This is a genomic window from Streptomyces sp. NPDC029164 (assembly GCF_055563995.1).
Genome location: NZ_JBVHWW010000005.1, coordinates 256,321 through 273,075 on the forward strand (window position 1 = coordinate 256,321; position 16,755 = coordinate 273,075).

Sequence of the window (16,755 nt, forward strand, 5' to 3'; positions counted from 1 at the left end):
CGGGCGCCGGCGGACGCCGGCGAACGGCAGGGTCCCGGCTGGTTCTCGCCGACTGTGGCCGGAACCTCGTCAACGGTCAACTCGCGCCCGGCGTCGCACTGGTGGTCCGTACAGCGGACGCGGCACGATACCTGCCATGACGACCGAAAGTACGCAGAACAGCGCCACCGCCCAGTTCCTCGCCGCGCGGGACTTCCTGCTGGAGCGCCGCGGTGACTACGAGGCCGCCCACAGCGGATTCACCTGGCCCCGCCCCCACCGCTTCAACTGGGCGCTGGACTGGTTCGACCACATCGCCGCCGGGAACGGAGCCGACGCCCTGCGCATCGTCGAGGAGGACGGCACCAGTGAGGCGCTCACCTTCGCCGAGCTGTCCGCACGCTCCGGCGCCGCCGCCAACTGGCTGCGCGAGCAGGGCGTCGCGCCCGGCGACCGGATCCTCGTCATGCTCGGCAACCAGCGCGAGCTGTGGGAGGTGATGCTCGGCGCGATGAAACTGCGCGCCGTCGTCATCCCCGCCACCCCCCTGCTCGGCCCGGCCGACCTGCGCGACCGCGTCGAGCGCGGCCAGGTACGCCACGTCATCGCGCGCGCCGAGGACACGGCCAAGTTCGACGAGGTGCCGGGCGGCTACACCCGGATCGCCGCCGGGCGGCAGATCCCGGCCGGCTGGCGGCGGCTCGCGGACCTGCAGGGCGCGGACACGGCCTTCACCCCCGACGGGGAGACCCTCGCCACCGACCCGCTGATGCTGTACTTCACCTCCGGCACCACCGACCGCCCCAAGCTCGTCGAGCACACGCACGCCTCGTACCCCATCGGGCACCTCTCGACCATGTACTGGCTCGGGCTGCGCCCCGGCGACGTGCACCTCAACATCGCCTCGCCCGGCTGGGCCAAGCACGCCTGGTCCAACCTCTTCGCCCCGTGGAACGCCGGCGCCACCGTCTTCGTCCACAACTACACCCGCTTCGACCCCGAGCGGCTGATGGCCGAGATGGACCGGCACGGCGTGACCACCTTCTGCGCCCCGCCCACCGTGTGGCGGATGCTGATCCAGTCCGACCTCACCCGGCTGGCCAGGCCCCCGCGCGAGGCCGTCGCCGCCGGTGAGCCGCTCAACCCGGAGGTCATCGACAAGGTCCGCGAGGCCTGGGGCATCACCATCCGCGACGGCTTCGGCCAGACCGAGACCACCCTCCAGGTCGGCAACTTCCCCGGAGTACCGGTCAAGCCCGGCTCCATGGGCCGCCCGGCGCCCGGCTACGAGATCGTCCTGCTGGACCCCGTCACCGGCAAGGAGTCCCCGGACGAGGGCGAGCTCTGCGTGAACCTGGGCACCCGGCCCGCCGGGGTGACCACCGGCTACCGCGACGACCCGGAGCGCACCGCCGAGGCCATGGCGGACGGGCTCTACCGCACCGGCGACATCGCCGCGCGCGACGCCGACGGGTACCTCACCTACGTCGGGCGCTCCGACGACGTCTTCAAGGCCTCCGACTACAAGATCAGCCCGTTCGAGCTGGAGAGCGCCCTGCTGGAGCACGAGGCGGTGGCCGAGGCCGCCGTCGTCCCGGCCCCCGACGAGCTGCGGCTGGCGGTCCCGAAGGCGTACGTCACCCTCGCGGGCGGCTGGGAGCCCGGGCCGGAGACGGCCCGGGTGCTGTTCGAGCACTCCCGCGCGGTGCTGTCCCCGTACAAGAGGATCCGCCGCATCGAGTTCGGCGAGCTCCCGAAGACCGTGTCCGGCAAGATCCGCCGGGTGGAGCTGCGGGAGCTGACCGCGGCCGGCTCGACGGGGGAGTACGACGAGGCCGACCTGGGCTGAGCCGAGCCCGTACGGCCTTCCGTACGCCCTCCCGTACGGCAAGCCGAGCCCTTACGCCGGGAGGTGCGCCTCGATCGCGGCGATGACCTCGGGGGCCTCGGGCTCGGTACGCGGACGGAAGCGCGCGACGACCTCACCGGCGGGGGAGATCAGGAACTTCTCGAAGTTCCACTGGATGTCCCCCGCCGCGCCCTCCGCGTCCGGGGTCTTCACCAGCTCCCCATACAGCGGGTGCCGGTTCTCGCCGTTGACCTCGGACTTCTCCAGGATCGGGAAGGTGACGCCGAAGCCGGCCGCGCAGAAGGTCTGGATGTCCTCGGCGTTGCCGGGCTCCTGCTCGCCGAACTGGTTGCAGGGCACGCCGATGACCGTGAAGCCCTTCTCCTCGTACTTGAACTGCAGACGGGCCAGTCCCGAGTACTGCGGGGTGAGCCCGCACTGCGAGGCGGTGTTCACCAGGAGGATCGCCTTGCCCTTGTACGCCGCGAGGCTCGTGGGCTCGTCGGACAGGGTGGTCAGCGGGATGTCGTACAGGCTCATCGGGCTCTCCTCGGCAGGCGTAAGGATGTAAGCAAGTAACGCCTACGAGCTTAAGCGCCCCTCCCACGGGCCATGCCGACGCCTTAGGCCCCCGATCCGACCAGTTCGTCCGCCGGGTCGTTGACCGGCTGCGGCATCCCGGTGAGGTCCATGACGAACAGCGGTATCCCGAGATCGTCCGCGCGGGTGCGGGCGTCCTCCGTGTACCCGGCGAGGGCGAAGTAGACGCTGGTCGCGGAAGCGGTGAGGCCGTTCAGCCAGACGCATTCCACCGCCCGCAGCCCGGCCGGCGCGGTGGTCGGGTCCACCTGGGCGACCAGCCCCGGAGCCCGGAGGTCCACGGCCGCGGAGGGGATCGGGCGCGCTTCGGGCTGCCGTACGTCCTGGAAACCCAGCCAGCGCAGGTAGAGCGCGGCCGTGGCCACCGCGTCGCGGGCGGTACGGATGGTCACCGGCCGGAAGGCGGGCCGCGGCAGCGCGGTGGCCGGCGGCAGCGGCGGCGGCAGTGGCGGTGGCACCTGGGCCGGCCGGCCGTCGGCGGGGCGGCCTGCCGCATCCGCGCCGCGCGGATCGGGCCCCCCGTCGTGCGGATCCGGCCCGGAACCGGACCGGCGGCGGTCCGGGCCGTCCGGGCCCGCACCCGAGCCCCGCCCCGTGGCCGCGCCGTCCGTCTGTACCCCGCCGCCGGCCCGCCCCTGAGCCGCCTCGTCCCCGTCCCCTTCTCCGGAGCCCGGGCCCTCCAGCGGGTGGACCGGGATCCGCACCACCGTCCCGCACGAACCGCAGCCCAGCTCGGGCTGCGGCCACTCGCTCTCCCGCCCGCAGGCCGTGCACCGCACCGCCACCCAGCTGTCCGACCAGGTGCGATGCGTCAGCGGCACCGGCGGCGCCGCCAGGTCCAGCGGGGGATGGACCGGGCTTCCGCAGGCGCAGGGGAAGACCGGTGCGGTGTAGCCGTTGTCGCGCAGGCACGCCGGGCAGCGCACCGGTACCGCTTCCGCCATGAGACCTGGACCCCCTCGTCGCTGTGCGTAGGTCCATGCTCCACCACCGGCGACCGCGGGGGCGAGGGCGCACGCCATTTCCGGGGGATTCGGGTCGCCGGATCGGTCATTTGTACAACTCACCGAGCGAGACGCGGCTTTTGGTGGGTTCCGGGGTCCCCTACCGCCTTGACGCCGACGGGGCCGCCGCTTAGCTTGTTCCGTATAGCAGAACAAAACTTCCGGATGACGGAAAAGCCTGACCGCCAGACCCGCAGGAGAACCTGATGCCTCGTATGACAGCCGCCGCCGCTGCAGTTGAGATCCTCAAGCTCGAGGGTGTCGAACAAGCGTTCGGCGTGCCCGGTGCTGCGATCAACCCGTTCTACCGCGAGCTCAAGAACGTGGGCGGGATCGCGCACACGCTCGCCCGCCACGTCGAGGGCGCCTCGCACATGGCCGAGGGCTACACGCGGGCCAAGGCGGGCAACATCGGTGTGTGCATCGGTACCTCGGGCCCGGCCGGCACCGACATGATCACCGGCCTGTACTCCGCGATCGCGGACTCGATCCCGATCCTGTGCATCACCGGTCAGGCTCCGGTCTCGAAGCTCCACAAGGAGGACTTCCAGGCCGTCGACATCGCCTCGATCGCCAAGCCCGTCACCAAGAAGGCCACGACCGTCCTGGAGGCCGCGCAGGTTCCCGGCGTGTTCCAGGAGGCCTTCCACCTGATGCGCTCCGGCCGCCCCGGCCCGGTCCTGATCGACCTGCCGATCGACGTCCAGCTGACCGAGATCGAGTTCGACCCCGAGACCTACACGCCGCTGCCGGTCTACAAGCCGCAGGCCAGCCGCGCCCAGGCCGCCAAGGCCCTGCAGTTCCTGCTGGAGTCGGAGCGCCCGCTGATCGTCGCCGGTGGCGGCATCATCAACGCCGACGCCTCCGACCTGCTGGTCGAGTTCGCCGAGCTGACCGGCGTCCCGGTCATCTCCACCCTGATGGGCTGGGGCACCATCCCGGACGACCACGAGCTGGCCGCCGGCATGGTCGGTGTGCAGACCGCCCACCGCTACGGCAACGCGACGTTCCTGGAGTCGGACTTCGTCTTCGGCATCGGCAACCGCTGGGCCAACCGTCACACCGGCTACAACCTCGACGCGTACACCAAGGGCCGCAAGTTCGTCCACGTCGACATCGAGCCCACCCAGCTCGGCAAGATCTTCGCCCCGGACTTCGGCATCGCCTCCGACGCCAAGGTCGCGCTGGAGCTCTTCATCGAGATCGCCAAGGAGCTCAAGGCCGAGGGCAAGCTGCCGGACTTCTCCGCCTGGGCCGCCTCGGCGCAGGAGCGCAAGGCCACCCTGCAGCGCCGTACGCACTTCGACAACATCCCCCTGAAGCCGCAGCGCGTCTACGAGGAGATGAACAAGGTCTTCGGCCCGGAGACCCGCTACGTCACCACCATCGGCCTCTCCCAGATCGCGGCCGCGCAGTTCCTGCACGTCTACCGCCCGCGCCACTGGATCAACTGCGGCCAGGCCGGCCCGCTCGGCTGGACCATCCCGGCCGCGATCGGTGCCGCCACCGCGGACCCGGAGACCCCGATCGTCGCGCTCTCGGGCGACTACGACTTCCAGTTCATGATCGAGGAGCTCGCGGTCGCCGCGCAGCACAAGGTCCCCTACGTCCACGTCCTCGTGAACAACGCCTACCTGGGTCTGATCCGTCAGGCGCAGGGCGGCCTGGGCATCAACTTCGAGGTCAACCTCGAGTTCGAGAACATCAACACCCCCGAGCTGGGTGTCTACGGTGTCGACCACGTCAAGGTCGCCGAGGGCCTGGGCGTCAAGGCCATCCGCGTCACCGACCCGGACAAGCTGGGCGAGGCCTTCGAGGAGGCCAAGAAGCTGGCCCAGGAGTTCCAGGTCCCGGTCGTCGTCGAGGCGATCCTGGAGCGCGTCACCAACATCGCGATGAGCAAGACGGTCGACATGAGCGACGTCACCGAGTTCGAGGAGCTCGCGACCGAGCCGGGCCACGCCCCGACCGCGATCAAGGCCCTCCAGGTCTGATCGGCGCGCCGGGCAGTACACGGCGGCCCCCGCCCCTCCCACAGGAGGAGGAGCGGGGGCCGTTCCGCGTCCGGGGGCCGTCCGGGGGCCTGGCCGGGGGACCGGCCCCTACGCGGGGACGGGGCCGAGCTCCGCGTCCACCGCGCCGGTCAGCAGCCCCCGGGCCCGCTCCAGGGACAGGGAGTCGCTCAGCCAGCGCTCCCTGAGATGGTCTGGCCGACCCGCGCCACCTTGTGGGGGCCGGCCTTCGAGGCGGCCGAGGAGCAGTACGCCCCGGTGGCCCGCGCCATCTCCGCGTTCGAGCCCGTGATCATGATCGCCGCGCCCGGCCTCGCCGACGAGGCCCGTACCGTCTGCACCGCGGCCACCGCGGCCACCGCGGCTCGCCTACGTCGCCCGCGCCAAGGTGGTCGTCTCCCTCCCCGAGGCCCCCGCCCACCCCGACTACGCCCGGATGCGCGCCAACCTCGCCGCCCTGGAGGCCTTAACCGGCGCCCGCGGCCGAGCCCTGGAGATCGTCGTCCTCCCGCAGACCACCCCACGGGGAGGTCGCGGGCGCCCCCGTCGAGGTCGGCTACCTCGACTTCTACCTCCCCAACGGCGGTTGCGTGGTCCCCGTCAGCGGCGGCCCGGAGGACGAGGCCGCCCTCGCCGTCCTCGCCTCGGCGCTCCCCGGCCGCACGGTGGCCGGCGTACCGACCCCGGTCCTCGCGTACGGCGGCGGCATCCACTGCATCACCCGGCAACTCCCCGCGCGGCGCGACGACCTGACGGCATGAGTTACGCACTCCTCACCTCCTACGGCTCCCCGCTCGGCTCCCCGGCCCGCACCGAGCCCGCCGAGCGCGTCCCCCTGCGCGTCGGCCTCGTCCAGATGCGCTGGTACGCCGACGGGCACGAGCACGACGGCCGGCTCCGGGAGGGCGTGGCCCTGGCCGCCGCCGAGGGCGCCAAGGTGGTCTGCCTCCCCGAGCTCACCCGCAGCCCGTACTACGCCCGGACCCGCAAGAGCCACATCCCCGCCGTCCTCGTCGCCGACCTCGACCTCGACCAGCGCGGCGACTGGCTGGAGTTCGGCCTGGTGCAGACGCGTCGCCCCGAGCTGTACGGCCGGCTCACCGAGCCCCTCGGACAGCGCATCGGGTAGCGGCCGGAACGGGGGATCCGGGAGACGGCCGGAACGGGGGAACGACAAAGCGCCGAGTCACGGGACCGTCCGTGACTCGGCGCTCTGGTTGTTACCGCCCGACGGTGCGAGGCTGGCGCGACAGGACGTTCGCACCGCCGGGCGGAGTCGGTTGGGGAGGTGTGTTCCTCCGCGTGCAGGGCGCTCTGTGCGCAGCCCCTGTACGGAGAGGATTTGGCTGGGACCGTGGCGGTCGGCGACGAGAACTCCGGCTTCGTCTCCCTCAGGTCAAGAGACGGGCCTCGGAACCCATTACCACCGCACTGGCTCGCACGCCCGCCACGGTCCTCGTCCTGCCCTCGCCGCGTACCACCCCTCATCCGGGTCCACGGGTCGGGCTCAGCACCCGGGGCCTGACCTCCCGTCAGGCCCCCGGTACAGCTGTGCGGCTCAGGCGTCGCGCAGGGCGCGCACGGCCTCCTCGACGCGGCGGCCGTAGTCGGCGTCCGCGGCGTGGAAGTGAGCCAGGTTCTTCTCGATGACGTCCTCGAGGGTGACCTGAGACAGGCCGCCGGCGATGTTCGCCACCAGACGCTGCTTCTCGGCCTCCGACATCAGGCGGTAGAGCTCACCGGCCTGGAAGAAGTCGTCGTCCTTGGTGTGGGCCGGGGCCTCGTGGGTGCCCGTGTAGCCGGAGACGGCCTTGGGGGCGCCCAGCGCCAGACCGGTCTCGGCCGGACCCTGGTACGAGTTGGGCTCGTAGTTCTTGTCGTGGCGCGAGCCGTTGCGCAGCGCCATGACGCCGTCGCGGCCGTAGTTGTCGGCCTTCGTCGCCTTCGGGGCGTTGACCGGCAGCAGGGTGTGGTTCACACCGAGGCGGTAGCGCTGGGCGTCGGCGTAGGCGAAGAGACGGCCCTGGAGCATCTTGTCCGGCGAGGCGGTGATGCCCGGGACGAAGTTGTTCGGGGAGAAGGCGGACTGCTCGACCTCGGCGAAGACGTTGTCCGGGTTGCGGTCGAGGACCAGACGGCCCACGCGCTGCAGCGGGTAGTCGCTGTGCGGCCACACCTTGGTGAGGTCGAACGGGTTGAAGCGGTAGTCCGCGGCCTCGGCGGCGGGCATGATCTGGACGTAGAGGGTCCAGCTCGGGTTCACACCGCGCTCGATCGCCTGGAGCAGGTCGGTCTGGTGCGAGTTCGCGTCCTTGCCGACGAGCTCGGCGGCCTGCTCGCCCGACAGGGACCGGATGCCCTGGTTGGTCTTGAAGTGGTACTTGACGAAGAAGGCCTCGCCCTGCTCGTTCGTCCACTGGTACGTGTGGGAGCCGTAACCGTTCATGTGACGGTACGACGCCGGGATGCCGCGGTCACCCATCAGCCAGGTGATCTGGTGCGTCGCCTCGGGGGCGTGCGCCCAGAAGTCCCAGACGTTGTCCGGCTCCTGCTTGCCCGTGAAGGGGTCGCGCTTCTGGGAGTGGATGAAGTCGGGGAACTTGATCGGGTCCTTGATGAAGAACACCGGGGTGTTGTTGCCGACGAGGTCGTAGTTGCCCTCTTCGGTGTAGAACTTGAGCGCGAAGCCGCGCGGGTCGCGGACCGCGTCCGCGCCGCCGAGCGAGTCGGCGACGGTGGAGAACCGCAGGAAGGTCTCGGTCTTCTTGCCGACCGTGTTCAGGAACGCGGCGCTGGTGTACGCGGTGACGTCGTCCGTCACCTCGAAGTACCCGTACGCGGCGGAGCCGCGGGCGTGCACCACGCGCTCCGGGATGCGCTCACGGTTGAAGCGGGCAAGCTTCTCGAGGAGCTGCTGGTCCTGGACCAGGAGCGGGCCACCGACGCCGGCGGTGGCGGAGTTCTGATTGTCGGCGACCGGGGCGCCGGACTCGGTCGTCAGCGTGCGCTTCGACATGGTGACCTTCCGTACGGGTAACTGCTGACGGAAAGCGTCTTCCGTCATGCGGAACAGCCTAATTTCGGCGGCAACTAAACGTCAACAGTTTGTTGAACGAAGTTGAAAGGCGAGTGGTGATCCGGACGGCGCCGGCACTTGGGCGCGACAGGACAGGTGTCAGCACCGGCGCCATCCGGAGACTCGGATCCCCTGTGAGAGGGGAAGTGCTCAGATCTGAGCGCCGGAGAGGCGCTCGACCGCACGGAGCAGGGCGGAGTGGTCCAGGCCGCCGTCACCCTGGGCGCGCAGCGAGGCGACCAGCTGGGCGACGACCGCGCCGACCGGGAGGGCCGCACCGACGTTGCGGGCGGCGTCGGTGACGATGCCCATGTCCTTGTGGTGCAGGTCGATCCGGAAACCGGGCTTGAAGTCGCGGTTCAGGAAGTTGTCCTTCTTGCGGGTCAGGACCGTGGAGCCGGCCAGACCGCCGTTGAGGACGTCCAGGGCGGCCTGGAGGTTCACGCCGGACTTCTCGAGGAAGACGACGGCCTCGGCGCACGCCTGGATGTTCACCGCGACGATGAGCTGGTTGGCGGCCTTCACCGTCTGGCCGGAGCCGTGCGGGCCGCAGAGGACGATGACCTTGCCGAGCGCCTCGAGGATCGGCAGGGCGGCGTCGAAGTCGGCCTGCTCGCCACCCACCATGATCGACAGGACGGCCTCGATGGCGCCGGCCTCGCCGCCGGACACCGGGGCGTCGAGGACGCGGATGCCCTTCTCGGCGGCGTTCTTCGCGAGGTCGACCGAGGTCTGCGGGGTGATCGACGACATGTCGATGATCAGCGCGCCGGACTTCGCGTTCTCGAGGATGCCGTTCTCACCGTAGGAGATGGCCTCGACCTGCGGGGAGGCGGGCACCATCGTGACGATGACGTCGGCGTCCTTGACGGCCTCGGCGATCGAGCCGGCCGCGGAGCCGCCGGCGGCGGCCAGGCGGTCCAGCTTGTCCTGCTCCAGGGTGAAACCGGTGACCGAGTAGCCGGCCTTCAGGAGGTTCTCGGCCATGGGGGAGCCCATGATGCCGAGCCCGATCCACGCGATCTTGGGGAGGTTGCTCATGATGAGGGTCCTTCTCTTAATGCTTTGTACGAAAAGTTCGTGACGTGCCTGGCTGATCGCCTGGACTTTGTCCGCCTACTTCGCGGCGCGGGCCTCGGCCGGCAGCCATGCGAAGGACGCGGCAGCGTCGGCGGCCTTGTACTCCAGGCCTACGTAGCCCTCGTATCCGGCCTTCTTCAGCTGGTCGAGCAGCTCCTCGAGGGGCAGCTCGCCGGTGCCGGGGGCACCGCGTCCGGGCTTGTCCGCGATCTGGACGTGCCCGGTCTTGGCGGCGTACTTTTCGATGACCTCGGAGAGGTCCTCATCGTTCATCGCCAGGTGGTACAGGTCGAGCAGGAACTTGGCGTTGCCGAGGCCGGTGGCCTCGTTCACCTTGTCCACTACCTCGATGCCGGCCGGGGCGCTCACCAGCGGGTAGAGCGGCGACTCGGGCTTGTTGAGGGTCTCGATCAGGAGGATCGCGCCGACGCGGTCCGCGGCCCGGGCCGCCACGACCAGGTTCTTCAGCGCGAGCTCGTCCTGTACGGCCGGGTCCACGCCTTCGACGCGGTTGCCGTACAGGGCGTTCAGCGCCTTGCAGCCGACCGAGGCCGCGAAGTCCGCGGCCACGTTGATGTTGGCGTTGAAGCGCTCCGACTCCGCACCGGGAACCGAGACCGCACCGCGGTCCGGGCCCGGCAGCCGGCCGGCGTAGAAGTTCAGGCCCACCAGCTGGGTGCCGGCGTCCTCAAGAGCCTTCTTGAGGGCGTCGAGCTCCTCCTGTGCGGGGGTGGGGGTCTCGATCCAGGGCCACCACAGCTCGACCGCCGTGAAGCCCGCCGCGGCGGCAGCCGCGGGACGCTCCAGAAGCGGGAGTTCCGTGAAGAGGATCGAAAGGTTTACATCGAAGCGCTGGTCCGTGTATCCCATGAGGGGTGTGCGCTCCTTCCGTATTGCGGAAGTTAGTTTCTGCTTGATGGAAGACTGCATCGGGCTTGTCCCGGATGTCAAGTACGGACTGCCGAAAAAACGTGACCGCGGGGTAGCTTGACCGCGTGCGATTGAGAGTGGAGTTCACGACCGAGCCCTTCGACCTCGAAGAGGCTCCTGCCCATGCCGTGGCCGCGCGTGAGGTCATCCAGAAGGCCCGGCTGGACGCGGTGGACGTCGGCCCGTTCGGCAACACCGCGGAGGGCGAGGCCGGCCAGGTGCTGGCCGCGGTGGGCGCGCTGCTGCGCGATTCCCTGGAGGCCGGAGCCACGCGTGTCTCGCTCCAGGTCAACGTGATCGGGGAGGACACCCCATGACCGAGCCCCGCGACCACCCCTTCGTCACCGCGGTCAAGCCGCTGGTGGACGCCATGGGCGGCGAGCTGATGGATCCGGCCCTGGCGCAGCCCGACGACGTCGTGCTCAGCTGGGAGGGCCAGGACCTGCTGGCCGTGCGCCTGCCGCAGCTCTCGGATTCGCTGGACCACATCCTGGCGGCGCTGGAGCGCCGGCACGGCGTACCGTTGGCGCAGCTCGACCGGAAGTCCAAGCAGGACGTGGTGCGGATACTGGAGGCGCGGGGCGCCTTCTCCGTGCGGCACGGTGTGGAAACGGTCGCGGGCGCCCTGGGCGTAAGCCGCTTCACCGTCTACAACTACTTGAACCGGGATTCCGGGCCCAAAGGCAGCGCCAAGAGCAGCCAAGAGTGAAAGACTGCTGACCCGCAGTGACGAGCCGCCGCCCAATTCACCCGGGCGGCGGCTTTTGTGTACGGGAAGTTTCAACAAAGTGTTGACGCCGTGTTGTCGAGGGCGTTAGCTATGCGCAGCCCGTCAAAGCAACAACAGGCCACGGAGGCCTACCGTGACTTCGAGTCCGACCCCGGGTCTCACCCGGTTCAACACCTTGGACGACAGCGCGGCCACGGCCGAGCTGCACGAGGTGTGCGCCAGTTCGGCGTGGGGGAGCAAGATGCTCGCCCAGCGCCCCTTCGCCACCGCGGAGTCCCTGTTCGCCGCGAACGAAGCCGCCATGGCGGAGCTCACCGCGGACGACCTGGGCGAAGCGATGGGAGGCCACGCGCCGATCGGCCGGCCGAAGCCGGGAGACCCGACCTCCGCCCGCGAGCAGCGTGGCATGGCCGGCGCCTCGGAGGAGCTCAAGAACGAGCTCCTCGAACTGAACCTGGCGTACCAGGAGAAGTTCGGCCACGTCTTCCTCATCTGCGCCACCGGTGCGACCGGTGAGTTCATGCGGGACGCGGTCAAGGTCCGGATCGACAACTCGCCGGAGCGGGAGCGGGAAATCGCCCGCGGCGAGCTCGTCAAGATCAACAAGATCCGCCTGACCCGCCTCGTCGAACTCGTTGAAGGAGAGTGAGACCGATCATGAGCACCGAGACCACCGCGTCGGTGTCCACGCACATCCTGGACACCAGCATCGGCAAGCCCGCCGAGGGCGTCGCCATCTCCCTGTCGGCCCGTACGGGTCTGGACGGCGAGTGGGCGGCCCTGGGCGGCTCCGCCACCGATGCGGACGGGCGCTGCAAGGACCTGCCGGCGCTGCCGGAGGGCACCACTCACGTGCGTCTCGACTTCGAGACCGAGACGTACTTTTCGAAGAAGCAAGCCGAGGCGCAGCAGGACGCCCCCCGCGTAAGGGACAGCGGTGCGTTCTTCCCCGAGGTCACCATCACCTTCGCGGTGAACCCGGGCGAGCACTACCACGTACCGCTGCTGCTCAACCCGTTCGGCTACTCCGTTTACCGAGGGAGCTAGCATGGCCACGATTCTGGGCCAGAACCAGTACGGCAAAGCAGAGAACCGCGTCGTCAAGATCACGCGGGACGGCGACACGCACCACATCAAGGACCTGAACGTCTCGGTCGCCCTCTCCGGCGACATGGACGACGTCCACTACTCCGGCTCGAACGCCAACGTCCTGCCGACGGACACCACCAAGAACACGGTGTACGCGTTCGCCAAGGAGTACGGCATCGAGTCCGCCGAGCAGTTCGGCATCCACCTGGCGCGCTGGTTCGTGGGCAGCCAGGAGCCGATCCAGAAGGCGCGCATCCGGATCGAGGAGTACTCCTGGTCCCGGATCGCCACCTCGGACGCCAACTCCAAGTTCATCGGCTCCGACGAGGTGAACCACTCGTTCGTCCGCAACGGCGGCGAGACCCGGGTCACCCAGATCACGTACGACGGCAAGAACTGGGAGGTCATCTCCGGCCTCAAGGACCTCGTCGTCATGAACTCCACGAACTCCGAGTTCTGGGGTTACGTGAAGGACAAGTACACGACCCTGAAGGAAGCGTACGACCGCATCCTCGCCACCCAGGTGTCGGCCCGCTGGCGCTTCAGCTGGTCGGACGACGACCAGCGGATGCCCAACTGGGAGAAGTCCTACGCCGAGACCCGCAAGCACATGCTGCAGGCCTTCGCGGAGACCTACTCCCTCTCGCTGCAGCAGACCCTGTACCAGATGGGTTCGCGCATCATCAACCACCGTTCGGAGATCGACGAGGTCCGCTTCTCGCTCCCGAACAAGCACCACTTCCTCGTGGACCTTGAGCCCTTCGGCCTCAAGAACGACAACGAGGTCTACTTCGCCGCGGACCGCCCGTACGGTCTGATCGAGGCCACTGTTCTGCGGGACGGCGTTGACGCCCGTATCCCCGTGGACATGACCAACCTCTGATGCGGCACGCGCGTCCCGGGGCTCCGCAGTGGCCCCGGGACCGCGCGACACTCTTCAGCTTCCTGAATCGGCACCCGGACGCATCCCTCGGGGCGGCAGTACTGTCAGCTGTCAAGGCCCCCGGCTCCGGCACTCAAATCTCCTGGGCCTTGCCGTGCCCATACCGCCACTGAAAGCACGAGGAAGTCCCATGGCAGCATCGGCAGCCCCTGACAGCGCGGTCGAGCGCATCGTCATCGAGAACTGTGCGATTGCGACCGTCGACGCCAACGACACCGAGTACGCCTCGGGTCACATCGTCGTCGCCGGCAACAAGATCGAGTCGATCGGCGCGGGCAAGGCCCCCGAGAACCTCGAGAACGTCGTACGCCGCATCGACGCCACCGGGCACCTCGTGACCCCCGGTCTGGTCAACACGCACCACCACTTCTACCAGTGGATCACGCGTGGTCTGGCCACCGACCACAACCTCTTCAACTGGCTGGTCGCGCTGTACCCGACGTGGGCGCGCATCGACGAGCAGATGACGTACACGGCCGCGCAGGGCTCCCTCGCCGCGATGGCCAAGGGTGGCGTCACCACCGCGATGGACCACCACTACGTCTTCCCCAAGGGCTCCGGCGACCTCTCCGGCTCGATCATCCGCGCCGCCTCCGAGATGGGCGTCCGCTTCACCCTCGCCCGCGGCTCCATGGACCGCAGCGAGAAGGACGGCGGCCTGCCGCCGGACCACGCCGTCGAGACCCTCGAGGGTGCGCTCGCCGACACCGAGGCGACCGTGAAGAAGTTCCACGACGCCTCCTTCGACTCGATGACCCAGGTCGCCGTGGCCCCGTGCTCCCCCTTCTCGGTCTCCACCGAGCTGCTGAAGCAGGGCGCCGAGCTGGCCCGCCGCCTGGGCGTGCGCATGCACACGCACGGCTCCGAGACCGTCGAGGAAGAGCAGTTCTGCAAGGAACTGTTCGGCATGGGCCCGACCGACTACTTCGAGTCGACCGGCTGGCTCGGCGAGGACGTGTGGATGGCGCACAGCGTCCACATGAACGACTCCGACATCGCCGCGTTCGCCCGTACCAAGACCGGTGTCGCGCACTGCCCGTCCTCCAACGCCCGTCTGGCCGCCGGCATCGCCCGCGTCCCGGACATGCTCGCCGCCGGTGTCCCGGTCGGCCTCGGCGTGGACGGCACCGCCTCCAACGAGTCCGGTGAGCTGCACACCGAGCTGCGCAACGCGCTCCTCATCAACCGCCTGAACCCGGTCCACCGCGAGCGCGCCCTGAACGCGCGCCAGGCCCTGCGCCTCGGTACCCACGGCGGCGCCCAGGTGCTCGGCCGCGCCGACAACATCGGCTCGCTGGAGGTCGGCAAGTGCGCCGACCTGGTGCTGTGGAACCTGAGCACCTTCCTGCACTCCTCGATCGCCGACCCGGTCACCGCGCTGGTCTTCGGTGCGGCCGCCCCGGTGACCGCGTCGTTCGTCAACGGCAAGCAGATCGTCGAGAACAACCGCCTTCTCTTCGCCGACGAGGACGCCATCGCGGTGTCCACCCGGGAAGAGGCCCAGCGCCTGGCGCGGATCTCCGCGCAGGGCTGACCCTCCCCCCAGCTACCGCTGGGAGGTACCCCCAGAAGTCCGGCCGGGGGGGACGGCCTCCGGCCGGCGGCCGCGGACCCGAGCGGGGTCCGCGGCAGCCGTTCCCGGGTAGCGCCTGAGGAAATCCGAGGGCGCCCCGGGGGCGGTGACTCGTGCCACTTGTGCTGCCGCGCGCGCTTTCGCGCCATGGCCACGGCACCTCCAGCCCTCGCGGCTGGAACCACAGCGCGGAACCGGTTTTGGGCGAATCGTTTCTGCACCCCTTGGGACACGTAGTCGCACCACCCACAACTCCATACAGGCTCGACTCGCACTCCTTTCGCACCACCTCCAAGACACCCACGTCCCTGCCGACGTGTTACCCGACCGGAGGAAGCCGTGGCCGCAATGCCCAGGTTTCGCAAAGACGCAGTCGCAGTACCGCAGGTCTCCGGGGAGAAACACCCGGTCGACGAGACCTTGCCTCCGCTGAAAATGTTCACGAGCGGTCTCCAGCACGTGGCCGCGATGTACGCGGGTGTCGTCGCCCCGCCCATGATCGTCGGCCCTGCCGTGGGGCTGTCCGCCACCGAGACCGCCTTCCTGATGGGCGCCTCGCTCTTCACCGCCGGCCTCGCCACCCTCCTCCAGACCCTCGGGTTCTGGAAGATCGGCGCCAAACTCCCCTTCGTCAACGGCGTCTCCTTCGCCGGCGTGACCCCGATGATCGCCATCGGCAAGGGGGAGGGGGACAACGCCATCCCCGTCATCTTCGGCGCGATCATCGTCGCCGGAATCCTCGGCTTCTTCGCCGCCCCCTACTTCGGGAAACTCGTCCGCTTCTTCCCGCCGGTCGTGACGGGTACGGTCATCACCCTCATCGGCGTCTCGCTCCTGCCCGTGGCCTTCAACTGGTCGCAGGGCGGGAACAGCACCGCCGCCGGCTACGGCTCGATGAAGAACATCGGCATGGCGGCCGTCACCCTCGTCATCGTCCTGCTGATGCGCAAGTTCCTGCGCGGCTTCCTCCAGCAGATCTCCATCCTGCTCGGCCTGGTCGCGGGCACGCTCATCGCCCTGCCGCTCGGCATGACCAGCTTCGACGCCGTCAGGAACGCGTCCGTGGTCGGCTTCCCGACCCCGTTCCACTTCGGCGCCCCGCAGTTCCAGGTCGCCGCGATCATCTCGATGTGCATCGTCATGCTCGTCTGCATGACCGAGTCCACCGCCGACATCCTGGCGCTGGGCAAGATCGTCGGCCGTCCCGCGGACGCGAAGACCATCGAGGGGGGCCTGCGCGCCGACACCCTCGGCAGCGCGCTCAGCCCGCTGTTCAACGGGTTCATGTGCAGTGCCTTCGCCCAGAACATCGGGCTGGTCGCCATGACCAAGGTGCGCAGCCGGTTCGTGGTCGCCGCGGGCGGCGGCATCCTGATCGTGCTCGGCCTGTGCCCGATGGCCGCCTCCGTCATCGGCGTGGTCCCGCTGCCGGTCCTCGGCGGCGCCGGGATCGTCCTCTTCGGGTCGGTCGCCGCCAGCGGCATCCAGACCCTGGCCGGCGCGGCCATGGAGAAGGGCGAGAACGCCCTGATCGTCGCCGCCTCCGTGGGCATCGGCCTGATCCCGATCGCCGCGCCCGACTTCTACCACGCCTTCCCGAAGGACCTGCTGGTCGTCCTCGACTCCGGCATCAGCACCGGCTGCGTGGTGGCCATCCTGCTGAACCTGGCCTTCAACCACCTCGGTGCCAAGAAGGGCGCGGCCGCGGGAGCCGCCCCCGAACCGGTGCCGGTGCACTGACCGGCGCCGCCGGACCACACGGCGGTGCGGGACCACACGGCGGTGGGGGGGGGGGAGGCGGGGGGGGGGGGGGGGGGGGAGGGGGGGGGGGGGGCGGGGAGGGGGGGGGGGGGGGGGGGGGGGGGGGGGGGGGGGGGGGGGGGGGGGGGG

At 69.7% G+C, this 16,755-nt stretch carries 15 protein-coding genes and 2 pseudogenes; 12 read left to right on the plus strand and 5 right to left on the minus strand.

All coding sequences use genetic code 11. The features are described from left to right. Positions 1-136: 136 nt before the first annotated feature. Entirely contained in the window at positions 137-1,828 is a 1,692-nt protein-coding gene (locus ACZ4VT_RS07580; RefSeq protein ID WP_467947523.1) for an AMP-binding protein, read from the plus strand. A 51-nt stretch (positions 1,829-1,879) separates the two neighbouring features. On the opposite strand, the gene ACZ4VT_RS07585 is transcribed toward ACZ4VT_RS07580, so the two are convergent. Together ACZ4VT_RS07585 and ACZ4VT_RS07590 are read right to left on the minus strand one after the other, a co-directional pair. After that, positions 1,880-2,368 (minus strand): glutathione peroxidase, encoded by a 489-nt coding sequence (locus tag ACZ4VT_RS07585; RefSeq protein WP_467947525.1) that lies wholly within the window; start codon positions 2,366-2,368, stop codon positions 1,880-1,882. 83 nt (positions 2,369-2,451) lie between these two features. Continuing rightward, the gene (locus tag ACZ4VT_RS07590) at positions 2,452-3,372 is read right to left on the minus strand and encodes a hypothetical protein (RefSeq protein ID WP_467947527.1); all 921 of its coding nucleotides are present in this window, start codon (positions 3,370-3,372) and stop codon (positions 2,452-2,454) included. 266 nt (positions 3,373-3,638) lie between these two features. Between ACZ4VT_RS07590 and gcl the strand changes: the two genes are divergently transcribed. From gcl to ACZ4VT_RS07610, 4 genes and pseudogenes are all read left to right on the plus strand, one after another. After that, positions 3,639-5,426 (plus strand): glyoxylate carboligase, encoded by a 1,788-nt coding sequence (gene gcl / locus ACZ4VT_RS07595; protein WP_467947529.1) that lies wholly within the window; start codon positions 3,639-3,641, stop codon positions 5,424-5,426. 207 nt (positions 5,427-5,633) lie between these two features. Further along, positions 5,634-5,723: pseudogene (locus ACZ4VT_RS07600) on the plus strand (hypothetical protein); the annotation flags it as partial. Between the two features lie 305 nt (positions 5,724-6,028). Beyond that, a pseudogene (locus tag ACZ4VT_RS07605) lies at positions 6,029-6,205 on the plus strand (agmatine deiminase family protein); the annotation flags it as partial. Continuing rightward, positions 6,202-6,573 (plus strand): hypothetical protein, encoded by a 372-nt coding sequence (locus tag ACZ4VT_RS07610; RefSeq protein WP_467947530.1) that lies wholly within the window; start codon positions 6,202-6,204, stop codon positions 6,571-6,573. The pseudogene ACZ4VT_RS07605 and the gene ACZ4VT_RS07610, both read left to right, overlap by 4 nt. Before the next feature lie 429 nt (positions 6,574-7,002). Here the strand turns inward: ACZ4VT_RS07610 and ACZ4VT_RS07615 are convergent, their stop codons facing one another. From ACZ4VT_RS07615 to ACZ4VT_RS07625, 3 genes are all read right to left on the minus strand, one after another. Next, positions 7,003-8,460 carry a catalase gene (locus ACZ4VT_RS07615; RefSeq protein ID WP_362813334.1) on the minus strand — a complete coding sequence of 486 codons (1,458 nt, stop codon included), beginning with the start codon at positions 8,458-8,460 and terminating at the stop codon, positions 7,003-7,005. A gap of 210 nt (positions 8,461-8,670) precedes the next feature. Continuing rightward, a complete protein-coding gene (locus tag ACZ4VT_RS07620; RefSeq protein WP_467947532.1) occupies positions 8,671-9,561 on the minus strand; it encodes a 2-hydroxy-3-oxopropionate reductase in 891 nt (296 codons plus the stop codon). 75 nt (positions 9,562-9,636) lie between these two features. Continuing rightward, the gene (locus ACZ4VT_RS07625) at positions 9,637-10,470 is read right to left on the minus strand and encodes a TIM barrel protein (protein WP_467947534.1); all 834 of its coding nucleotides are present in this window, start codon (positions 10,468-10,470) and stop codon (positions 9,637-9,639) included. A gap of 125 nt (positions 10,471-10,595) precedes the next feature. Here ACZ4VT_RS07625 and ACZ4VT_RS07630 point away from each other — a divergent pair, with 125 nt between their 5' ends. The 7 genes from ACZ4VT_RS07630 (at position 10,596) to ACZ4VT_RS07660 (ending at position 16,605) form a co-directional block, all read left to right on the plus strand. Continuing rightward, positions 10,596-10,847 (plus strand): hypothetical protein, encoded by a 252-nt coding sequence (locus tag ACZ4VT_RS07630; RefSeq protein ID WP_467947536.1) that lies wholly within the window; start codon positions 10,596-10,598, stop codon positions 10,845-10,847. Beyond that, positions 10,844-11,239 carry a helix-turn-helix domain-containing protein gene (locus tag ACZ4VT_RS07635; RefSeq protein ID WP_467947538.1) on the plus strand — a complete coding sequence of 132 codons (396 nt, stop codon included), beginning with the start codon at positions 10,844-10,846 and terminating at the stop codon, positions 11,237-11,239. Before ACZ4VT_RS07630 ends, ACZ4VT_RS07635 begins: the two co-directional genes overlap by 4 nt. A 154-nt stretch (positions 11,240-11,393) precedes the next feature. After that, on the plus strand, positions 11,394-11,909 hold the full coding sequence (uraD, locus tag ACZ4VT_RS07640; RefSeq protein ID WP_362852215.1) for a 2-oxo-4-hydroxy-4-carboxy-5-ureidoimidazoline decarboxylase: 516 nt from the start codon (positions 11,394-11,396) through the stop codon (positions 11,907-11,909). A gap of 8 nt (positions 11,910-11,917) precedes the next feature. Further along, the gene (gene uraH / locus ACZ4VT_RS07645) at positions 11,918-12,307 is read left to right on the plus strand and encodes a hydroxyisourate hydrolase (RefSeq protein ID WP_030715205.1); all 390 of its coding nucleotides are present in this window, start codon (positions 11,918-11,920) and stop codon (positions 12,305-12,307) included. A 1-nt stretch (position 12,308) separates the two neighbouring features. Then, positions 12,309-13,232 (plus strand): factor-independent urate hydroxylase, encoded by a 924-nt coding sequence (gene pucL, locus ACZ4VT_RS07650; protein ID WP_266634579.1) that lies wholly within the window; start codon positions 12,309-12,311, stop codon positions 13,230-13,232. Positions 13,233-13,422: 190 nt separating this feature from the next. Then, the gene (locus tag ACZ4VT_RS07655; protein ID WP_467947541.1) at positions 13,423-14,826 is read left to right on the plus strand and encodes an 8-oxoguanine deaminase; all 1,404 of its coding nucleotides are present in this window, start codon (positions 13,423-13,425) and stop codon (positions 14,824-14,826) included. Between the two features lie 378 nt (positions 14,827-15,204). Then, entirely contained in the window at positions 15,205-16,605 is a 1,401-nt protein-coding gene (locus tag ACZ4VT_RS07660; RefSeq protein WP_467947543.1) for a nucleobase:cation symporter-2 family protein, read from the plus strand. Positions 16,606-16,755: the final 150 nt, after the last annotated feature.

Excerpts from the sequence above, each read along its gene's own strand:
- ACZ4VT_RS07580 (WP_467947523.1), top strand. The coding sequence starts at position 137 with ATGACGACCGAAAGTACGCAGAACAGCGCCACCGCCCAGTTCCTCGCC.
- ACZ4VT_RS07625 (WP_467947534.1), bottom strand. The coding sequence starts at position 10,470 with ATGGGATACACGGACCAGCGCTTCGATGTAAACCTTTCGATCCTCTTC.
- gcl (WP_467947529.1), top strand. The coding sequence starts at position 3,639 with ATGCCTCGTATGACAGCCGCCGCCGCTGCAGTTGAGATCCTCAAGCTC.
- ACZ4VT_RS07635 (WP_467947538.1), top strand. The coding sequence starts at position 10,844 with ATGACCGAGCCCCGCGACCACCCCTTCGTCACCGCGGTCAAGCCGCTG.
- ACZ4VT_RS07620 (WP_467947532.1), bottom strand. The coding sequence starts at position 9,561 with ATGAGCAACCTCCCCAAGATCGCGTGGATCGGGCTCGGCATCATGGGC.
- pucL (WP_266634579.1), top strand. The coding sequence starts at position 12,309 with ATGGCCACGATTCTGGGCCAGAACCAGTACGGCAAAGCAGAGAACCGC.
- ACZ4VT_RS07655 (WP_467947541.1), top strand. The coding sequence starts at position 13,423 with ATGGCAGCATCGGCAGCCCCTGACAGCGCGGTCGAGCGCATCGTCATC.
- ACZ4VT_RS07615 (WP_362813334.1), bottom strand. The coding sequence starts at position 8,460 with ATGTCGAAGCGCACGCTGACGACCGAGTCCGGCGCCCCGGTCGCCGAC.
- ACZ4VT_RS07585 (WP_467947525.1), bottom strand. The coding sequence starts at position 2,368 with ATGAGCCTGTACGACATCCCGCTGACCACCCTGTCCGACGAGCCCACG.
- ACZ4VT_RS07590 (WP_467947527.1), bottom strand. The coding sequence starts at position 3,372 with ATGGCGGAAGCGGTACCGGTGCGCTGCCCGGCGTGCCTGCGCGACAAC.
- uraH (WP_030715205.1), top strand. The coding sequence starts at position 11,918 with ATGAGCACCGAGACCACCGCGTCGGTGTCCACGCACATCCTGGACACC.
- ACZ4VT_RS07610 (WP_467947530.1), top strand. The coding sequence starts at position 6,202 with ATGAGTTACGCACTCCTCACCTCCTACGGCTCCCCGCTCGGCTCCCCG.